This window comes from Silvania sp. (genome assembly GCF_051656365.1).
Lineage (GTDB): Bacteria > Pseudomonadota > Gammaproteobacteria > Enterobacterales > Enterobacteriaceae > Enterobacter > Enterobacter hatchlandensis.
In genome coordinates, this window is the sequence record NZ_JBOGBT010000077.1 from 1 (window position 1) to 6,119 (window position 6,119).

Genomic DNA, 6,119 nt, shown 5'->3' on the forward strand with positions numbered 1-6,119 from the left:
CATCAACGTGCTGGGACAGTTCTCAACAGCCGTTATCGGGCTGACGCTGGTGCAAAGCGCCTACACTGCCGAAATTATTCGCGGCGGCTTTTTAGGGGTCGATCACGGGCAGTATGAAGCGGCGGCGGCCCTCGGTTTACCGGCCTCGCGACGTACCCTGCGCATTATTCTGCCCCAGGCGCTGCGCACCATTCTGCCTGCCGGGTTTAACGAAATTATCAGCCTCGCCAAAGGCACCTCGATGGTTTACGTGCTGGCGATGCCGGAGCTGTTTTACACCATTCAGATGATCTACAACCGCACCCAGGAAGTGATCCCGCTGCTGATGGTGGGTGCCGTCTGGTATCTGGTGATCACCACCGTACTGTCGGCGATCCAGCATCTGGTTGAACGCGCCCTGGCTCGCAGTGAGCGCCGCTCGGCGGTGAATCAATCCCGCGCGTCAAGCCGGACCCGTTCTGTAACCACCCAAACGACACAGGAGCCTGTCCATGCAAGCCTCTCCTGAAGGACATATTTCGATTACCGGGGTCAGCAAGTTTTTTGGTCGCCATAAGGCGCTGGATGACGTCTCGCTGGAGATCCCGCCGGGTTCCGTTACCGTAATCCTCGGCCCGTCCGGCTCGGGTAAATCGACGCTGCTGCGGACCATTAACCACCTCGAACGCGTGGATGAAGGCTTTATCCAGATTGATGGGGACTATATTGGCTACCGCCGCCAGGGCGACAAGCTGTATGAGCTGAAAGAGAAGGAGATCCTCAAGCAGCGGGTTAACGTCGGCTATGTGTTCCAGAACTTTAATCTGTTCCCGCACCTGACGGTGCTGGAAAACCTGATTGAAGCGCCGATAGCGCACAAGCAACTGAGCCGCAAAGCGGCAGTTGAGCGGGCATATGACCTGCTGGACGTGGTCGGACTGCGGGATAAAGCCGATGCCTGGTCGCGGCATTTGTCCGGCGGCCAGCAGCAGCGGATCGCCATCGCGCGGGCGCTGGCTCTGCGCCCGCGCGTGATGCTGTTTGATGAACCCACCTCGGCGCTGGATCCGGAGCTGGTGGGCGAGGTGCTGGACGTGATCAAAAAGCTGGCCCGCTCCGGCACCACGCTGGTGGTGGTGACCCACGAGATTGGCTTTGCCCGTGAAGTGGCAGACCAGGTGGTGTTTATGGTGGACGGTAAAATCGTGGAACAAGGGAGCAGCGACGAGGTACTGAACCGTCCGTCGCACGCGCGAACGCGGCAGTTCCTGTCGAAAGTGCTGTGAGGAGAGAAGATGAAATATGGCGTTCTGGCGCTGCTGGCGGTTGTCTCAACCAGCCATGCCGCGATTGATTTACAGGCCAACGAACAGCCGCTGCCGGTGACCGTTGACCCACAGGCGGTGGCGAAGATCCCCGCCAGTTACAAATTTGTTGAGCCCGGCACCCTGACGGTGGCGATTTCGGCCCTCAACTCGCCGCCGCTGGCGCTGCTGGCCAGTGATAACCGCACCCGCATTGGCAGCGACCCGGATATCGCCCGTTTGCTGGCGGGCAGCCTCGGCCTGAAGCTCAAGCTGGTGCCCACCGCGTGGGAAGACTGGCCGCTGGGCATTAGCTCCGGGCGCTACGACGTGGCGCTGGTGAACATTGCGGTGACCGAGCAGCGTAAGCAGAAGTTTGATTTTGCCACCTATCGCGTCGATTCGCTGGCCTTCTCGGTGAAATCCACCAGTGAGGTGCAGTCAATTAAAAACGCCGCCGATCTGGCGGGTAAAAAGGTGATTGTCGGCTCCGGCACTAACCAGGAACGTATTCTGCTGGGCTGGAACGAAGAGAACAAAGCCGCCGGACGTGAACCGGCGCTGCCGGTGTACCTCACCGACGACGCCTCCGGCAACCTGTATATCCAGTCCGGCAGGGCGGATGTGTTCTTCGGCCCGCAGTCGGTCTCGGCCTATAAAGAAGCGCTGACCGGCAAAACCCGGGTGGTGGGTTTAGGGCCGAAAAAAGCCTATGTCGCGACCACCACCAAAAAGGGCAATGAGTTAGTGTATGCGTTGCAGACCGCGCTCGACGGTGCCATTAAGCGGGGCGACTACCAGAAAGTGCTGGCTCGCTGGGGTGAGCAGGGCGAAGCGGTGGGGCAATCGGAGGTCAACCCGCCAGGCATCACCTACTGAGGCTGCTCTACACTTAGGGTTTTAACCTTAAGGGGTGACCGCATGATCCTGTATGGCGTACCGGGCTGGGGCTCGGCAATCAGCGAGCTGATGCTGACCCTGGCCGACATTCCGTATCAGTTTATCAACGTTGACGGTTTTGATAAGCCCGGCCCGCAGCGCGACTTGCTGGAAAAACGTAATCCGCTGTGTCAGGTGCCGACTCTGGAGTTGAGCAATGGCGAGATCATGAGCGAAACCGGCGCGATCGCGCTGATGGTGCTGGATCGCTGTCCCGATCTGGCACCCCCCATCGGGTGCGTGGAACGTCAGCAGTTTCAGCGCCTGCTGGTGTGGCTGGTGGCCAACGTCTATCCGACCTTCACTTACGCGGATTACCCGGAGCGCTGGGCGCCGGATGCCCCGGAACAGCTACAGCAAAACTGCATGGCCTGGCGCAAAACGCTCTATCTGTGGCTGGATAACCACCTCAAAGCCAGCCCGTTTGCCTTTGGCGAGCAGCTGACTTTGATCGACTGTTACCTGTGCGTCATGCGCACCTGGGGGCCAGGCCCGGTGTGGTTCGCAGAGAACACGCCGAAGATTGCGGCGATTGCCGATAGCGTGTGTCAGCTCCCGAAACTGCACAAGGTGTTAAAAGGCAACGACATTCTCTGCTAGTCTGGAACGCTAACTCAAAAGGAGCCCTGCACATGCCACACGTAGATATCAAATGTTTCCCGCGCGACCTGAATGACGAGCAAAAAACCGCCCTGGCGGCGGATATCGCCGAGGTGATTATTCGTCACTTCAACAGCAAAGACGCTTCTGTGTCCGTTGCGCTGCAGCAGGTGCAACAGCAGGACTGGAAAGCGCAGGTCTGGGATACGGAGATTGGCCCGAAGATGGATGAGCTGATCAAAAAGCCGGGTTACTCGATGTAATTGTGCGCGTTATCCCCTCATCGTTGCGGTGAGGGGATATAGACTTATTACACCGTACTGGTATTCACCCGCTTGCCAATGTCTTTCAGCTGAGAATATTTTTCCAGTAATTGCGGTCCGTCGTCCAGACTCATGGCAAACATCCACATATAGGTCATCACCGAATAGATATGACCGGCATCTAATCCACCCTGGAAAGACATCGTCAGAATGGTGCTGGCAAATAAAATCGCGGTGATCGTCCCGATCGACAGATAGCCAATCGCTTCCCGATCCGACAGCTTAATTCTGAGCCGGGCAAGCACATCGTAGTGTCTGAACAGCGACATCTGTGAGGCGCTATTCACGAACGCCACCTCTTTTTCCAGCCGATCGTTCAGCCTCAGGAAGAGTGCTTCGTTCCTGCGGGTAAAGCCTGGCAAAAACAGGGCAAAAAATACCAGGATGAACAGACAGGCGACGCCGGTCCAGAACTGCAGCAGGAGCAGCATCACCGCGGCTCCGATAATGGACGCCACAGAGGTCACCAGCACCGGCAAATGTTTCTCGAAAAAGTCGACAAATTCCCGCGAAAGCGCCACGCGTGCCGCAATCGTCGAGGCGCTATGCTGTTCTTCGCGCTGGGCGAGGATCACCGGCACCGCCATTTCGGCATAAATGCGGGCAAAGGTGCGGGTATCGATACTGCGTCTTGCCGCGCCAATGGCCCACATCATAAACACCATCACCGCATACAGCACGGCATGTAAGGCCTGGCCGGAGACAATCGCGTTGATCGCAAACCCGGCCAGCAGGGGATACAACAGCAGGGTGATGTTTTCGGCGGCCACCAGTAAGAAGGTCAGAATGAGTTTTCGGCTGTGGCGTTGACCCAGTAATTTGAGCGTTTTAACTGCGCTGTGTGAGACTGCGGCCGGTGCCGCATTTTTTAAGGTAAGCATACTATTTTCTGTTAAAATGGACTTGAGCGGTTGCTCAAATCTCGGGGTGAGTCTATTTGAGCGTTTGCTCAAAGTCAACGTGGGCGTGATGATGAAAGAAGCAAAAGAGACGTTAAAAGCCAGAATTCTGGACGGGGCCATCGCGCTGTTTCTGGAGAAGGGCATCGCCAATGTCACCACGCGTGAGCTGACGGAGTCGTTAGGGATCTCGCGAAGCCATATCTATCACTACTTCAGCAACTGGCAGGTGCTGTGTATTGCGGCGCTGGATCGTTTTATGCGCGACGAGCTGGAGACGTTCAGCCAGCAGATTATCGGGCTAACCTCCGCACAAAAAATGGCGCAGCTGGTTGAAAACTTCCTGCCGCTGGAGCCTGATGCCGCATGGCAGTTGTATAGCTCAATCTGGCATTTAGCCATTCATAATGCAGCTTACGCAGAGCTGGTGGAGTCCATCACCGACGAATGGAGCGGGGTGGTCTGCGGCATCATTGAGGAAGGGATAGACAACGGCACGTTCCGTGACAGCGATGCCCGCCGCACCACGCGTCAGCTGGTGTCACTTCTGAATGGCTATGCGGAGTTTCTCAGCGTCGGGCCCTCGGCCAAAAAATGCAAAATGGTTCAGGAGGATATCGCCGACTTTATCCAGCAGTTTATCTATAAAGCGTAAGGGCGGGTTTAACAAACCGCCGCCCGGCGCGGTTAATGATACAGCTCCGGGTGCGCTTCCAGCAGCGCCAGCATATTGTCGCGGATCTCATCCTGCGCCCCGGCCATCCACACCGCCTCCAGCGGCATTCCCATCTGTGCTGCACCGTTCAGCTGCACAAACTTCACCCCTGGCAGCTGAAAGCGGCTGCTCCAGGCGGGCACAATCGCCAGCCCAATTCCCGCCGCGACCAGGTTGATAATGGTCTGCTTTTCATCCGCCAGCTGTGACACTGTCACCTCAATCCCGGCGTTATGGAACAGATTCATCGTCAGGTCGTGGCTGTGCGGGCGGGAACGCCGCTCAGGCAGGATCATCGGCATCCCTTCCAGTTCGACGATCTCGATACTCTCCCGCCCGGCAAAGGGGTGGCTGGCGGGAAGGGCCAGAATGCCCGGTTCATTACACAGAAACGCCCGGCCAAACTGGGCGTCGAGCTGTGAGGGCGGGCGAATAAATACCAGGTCCAGCCTGCCGCTTTTCAGCTTCGGCAGCAGATGGACGGTTTTATCTTCGAAAAGCTGAATTTCCACTTCCGGGTACTGCTGACGGAACAATTGCAGCAGCCCAGGCAGTAATCCCATCGCCGCGCTGTCGATGGTACCGACGCGCAGCAAGGGCTGATTACGGCGCGGATTTTGACGAAATTGCAACATAATCGCGTCGGCGTGGGCGAGCAGTTTTCGCGCCTCTTCCCGCAGTAAAACCCCGTTCTCCGTCAGCGCGACACGACGCGTTGACCGACTAAATAGCCGTGTGCCAAGTGCTTCTTCTAAAAGACGAATATTCCTTCCTAATGCCGATGGCAGCATGTTCATTCGTTGCGCCGCCTGACCAAAATGCAGGGTCTCGGCCACCGCCAGGAAACAGCGTAAGTGTTGTAGTTCCATTTTGGCTCGCTCGCGATTATTGCATTTTTTTGTATAAACCGAAGCGCATGATCATGCAAGAAATATCAGCATACTCATCAAGGCAGCCCGACTGCGTACCCTACACATAATTATTAGGAACACCTCATGACCTGCACAATCGAACAACGGGTCATGCGCAAGATCACCTTGCGCATTGTGCCCTTTATCATGCTGTTGTATTTCATCGCTTTTCTCGACCGCGTTAATATCGGATTCGCGGCGCTGACCATGAACGCCGAGTTAGGTTTCTCCCCGGCGGTATTCGGTTTTGGCGCGGGGATCTTTTTCCTCGGCTACTTCCTGTTTGAAGTCCCGTCGAATCTGATCCTGCATAAGGTCGGAGCGCGCATCTGGATTGCAAGGGTGATGATCACCTGGGGGCTGGTCTCCGGCGGGATGGCCTTCGTGCAGGGCACGACCAGCTTCTACACTCTGCGCTTCCTGCTCGGTGTGGCGGAGGCCGGTTTCTT

Annotated in this window: 9 protein-coding genes; 7 read left to right on the top strand and 2 right to left on the bottom strand. The window is 56.9% G+C overall.

From position 1 onward, the window contains the following. The 5 genes from ACRDD5_RS14955 to pptA form a co-directional block, all read left to right on the top strand. Positions 1-508: amino acid ABC transporter permease (locus tag ACRDD5_RS14955; RefSeq protein ID WP_438677163.1), on the top strand; the 508-nt coding region annotated here is incomplete at its 5' end. Further along, positions 492-1,265, top strand: a complete 774-nt coding sequence (locus ACRDD5_RS14960; RefSeq protein ID WP_271281160.1) for an amino acid ABC transporter ATP-binding protein — start codon at positions 492-494, stop codon at positions 1,263-1,265. The genes ACRDD5_RS14955 and ACRDD5_RS14960, both read left to right, overlap by 17 nt. A 9-nt stretch (positions 1,266-1,274) precedes the next feature. Next, positions 1,275-2,162 (top strand): transporter substrate-binding domain-containing protein, encoded by an 888-nt coding sequence (locus ACRDD5_RS14965; protein ID WP_438677164.1) that lies wholly within the window; start codon positions 1,275-1,277, stop codon positions 2,160-2,162. A gap of 42 nt (positions 2,163-2,204) precedes the next feature. After that, complete coding sequence (locus tag ACRDD5_RS14970; protein ID WP_438677165.1) at positions 2,205-2,822, top strand: glutathione S-transferase family protein; 618 nt, start codon at positions 2,205-2,207, stop codon at positions 2,820-2,822. Positions 2,823-2,854: 32 nt separating this feature from the next. Beyond that, positions 2,855-3,085, top strand: coding sequence for a tautomerase PptA (gene pptA, locus ACRDD5_RS14975; RefSeq protein ID WP_271281157.1), 231 nt, complete (start codon positions 2,855-2,857; stop codon positions 3,083-3,085). 47 nt (positions 3,086-3,132) lie between these two features. On the opposite strand, the gene ACRDD5_RS14980 is transcribed toward pptA, so the two are convergent. Beyond that, positions 3,133-4,026 (bottom strand): ABC transporter six-transmembrane domain-containing protein, encoded by an 894-nt coding sequence (locus ACRDD5_RS14980; protein WP_438677166.1) that lies wholly within the window; start codon positions 4,024-4,026, stop codon positions 3,133-3,135. A 91-nt stretch (positions 4,027-4,117) separates the two neighbouring features. On the opposite strand from ACRDD5_RS14980, the gene ACRDD5_RS14985 reads away from it, so the two are divergent. Next, positions 4,118-4,699, top strand: a complete 582-nt coding sequence (locus tag ACRDD5_RS14985) for a TetR/AcrR family transcriptional regulator (RefSeq protein ID WP_438677169.1) — start codon at positions 4,118-4,120, stop codon at positions 4,697-4,699. 32 nt (positions 4,700-4,731) lie between these two features. Here the strand turns inward: ACRDD5_RS14985 and ACRDD5_RS14990 are convergent, their stop codons facing one another. Continuing rightward, positions 4,732-5,628 carry a LysR family transcriptional regulator gene (locus ACRDD5_RS14990; RefSeq protein WP_438677167.1) on the bottom strand — a complete coding sequence of 299 codons (897 nt, stop codon included), beginning with the start codon at positions 5,626-5,628 and terminating at the stop codon, positions 4,732-4,734. Positions 5,629-5,754: 126 nt separating this feature from the next. Here ACRDD5_RS14990 and ACRDD5_RS14995 point away from each other — a divergent pair. Continuing rightward, a partial coding sequence (locus ACRDD5_RS14995) for an MFS transporter (protein ID WP_438677168.1) occupies positions 5,755-6,119 on the top strand: 365 nt, incomplete at its 3' end.

Bases quoted from the DNA above. Each gene is read 5' to 3' on its own strand.
- ACRDD5_RS14960 (WP_271281160.1), top strand. From the start codon at position 492: ATGCAAGCCTCTCCTGAAGGACATATTTCGATTACCGGGGTCAGCAAG.
- ACRDD5_RS14965 (WP_438677164.1), top strand. From the start codon at position 1,275: ATGAAATATGGCGTTCTGGCGCTGCTGGCGGTTGTCTCAACCAGCCAT.
- ACRDD5_RS14970 (WP_438677165.1), top strand. From the start codon at position 2,205: ATGATCCTGTATGGCGTACCGGGCTGGGGCTCGGCAATCAGCGAGCTG.
- pptA (WP_271281157.1), top strand. From the start codon at position 2,855: ATGCCACACGTAGATATCAAATGTTTCCCGCGCGACCTGAATGACGAG.
- ACRDD5_RS14980 (WP_438677166.1), bottom strand. From the start codon at position 4,026: ATGCTTACCTTAAAAAATGCGGCACCGGCCGCAGTCTCACACAGCGCA.
- ACRDD5_RS14985 (WP_438677169.1), top strand. From the start codon at position 4,118: ATGAAAGAAGCAAAAGAGACGTTAAAAGCCAGAATTCTGGACGGGGCC.
- ACRDD5_RS14990 (WP_438677167.1), bottom strand. From the start codon at position 5,628: ATGGAACTACAACACTTACGCTGTTTCCTGGCGGTGGCCGAGACCCTG.